Raw genomic sequence first — 1318 nt, forward strand, 5'->3', positions numbered from 1 at the left:
TGAACCGTCCCGGGTTTTCCGGAGGCAGTTTCATTTGAGTCATGCAACCATATCGAGGGTCTTTTGGGCTGCATGGTATTTGGCTTCGGCCTCTGCGGGCGGGATGTGCCCGATGGGGCCGAACAGGCGGTTGTTGTTGAACCAATCGACCCAGCGCAGGGTCGCCATTTCGACGGCCGACGCGCTCGGCCATGACCGCTGGCGCCAGATGACCTCGGCCTTGTAGAGGCCATTGATCGTCTCGGCCAAGGCGTTGTCGTAACTATCACCGACGCTTCCGACGGATGGCACGAGGTTCGCCTCAGCCAGGCGCTGGGTGTAGTTCATGGCAAGATATTGGGTTCCCCTGTCGCTATGATGGATCAGTCCATCCTCGGGGCCGGGCCTGCGGGCATGGATTGCCTGCTCCAGGGCATCGAGCACGAAGCCTGCCGTGGCGCTGGTGCTGACTTTCCAGCCCACGATGCGTCGGGCATAGGCATCGATCACGAAGGCGACGTAGACGAACCCGGTCCAGCTATGGACATAAGTGAAGTCGACCACCCACAGCGCATTGGGTCGACTGACGCGGAATTCCCGGTTGACCTTATCCAGTGGGCACTGTGCCTTCGGGTCGCTGATCGTGGTAACTGTAGTCTTGCCCCGGCGCACGCCAGCCAGGCCCATGGCGCGCATCAGCCGCTCCACGGTGCACTTGGCGACGGCGATCCCCTCCCGCCGCAACTGGTGCCAGACTTTGCGCGTCCCGTAGAGGCCGAAGCTGTCCGAGTGAACACGCTTGATCTCTTGCCTGAGTTCGTCGTCGCGCCGGGCACGGGCCGGACGTCTGCCGGGGTCGGCAAGCCGGGCCGCATGCTCATGATAAGAGGAGGGGGCGATCGCCAGTTCACGGCAGATCGGCTCGATACCCAGTTCCTCACGGTGCGTGTCGATGAAGGACATCACCATTTGCCGTGGCGGTCGAGCTCCGCCTGCGCAAAATAAGCCGAAGCCTTGCGCAGGATCTCGTTGGCACGGCGAAGTTCCTTCACTTCGCGCTCCAATGCCTTGACCCGGTCCCGGTCGTTGACGGCCTGCGCCTCTGGCCCCGCTCGTCGGCCAGCCTCCTCCCGGCACCAGCGGCGCAGCGTCTCGCTCGTGCAGCCGATCTTGCCAGCAATCGAGGTCAGCGCCGCCCACTCCGACGGGTAATCCCCACGATGCTCCGCCACCATCCGCACGGCACGGTCGCGAAACTCACCCGAAAACTTGTTCCTTGTAGCGCTCATCTCAGCTCCTTCTCACAAATAGGAGCCTCCTGGAAAGCCAGGACGGTTCA

1 protein-coding gene and 1 other annotated feature are annotated in these 1318 nt (G+C 62.9%); the gene reads right to left on the reverse strand.

Annotated features, from left to right (window positions below):
- Positions 1-39: 39 nt before the first annotated feature.
- Positions 40-1268 (reverse strand): IS3 family transposase gene (locus tag H163_RS0121800; RefSeq protein WP_425298534.1). Its coding sequence is split into 2 segments (ribosomal slippage): positions 40-974 and positions 974-1268, totalling 1230 coding nucleotides; the frame shifts between segments, so codons are not numbered across the junction.
- Positions 873-987: a sequence feature (AL1L pseudoknot), on the reverse strand. Its footprint overlaps the gene before it by 115 nt.
- Positions 1269-1318 lie beyond the last annotated feature (50 nt).

Origin of the sequence: Pannonibacter phragmitetus DSM 14782 (genome assembly GCF_000382365.1) — a bacterium.
Classification (GTDB): domain Bacteria; phylum Pseudomonadota; class Alphaproteobacteria; order Rhizobiales; family Stappiaceae; genus Pannonibacter; species Pannonibacter phragmitetus.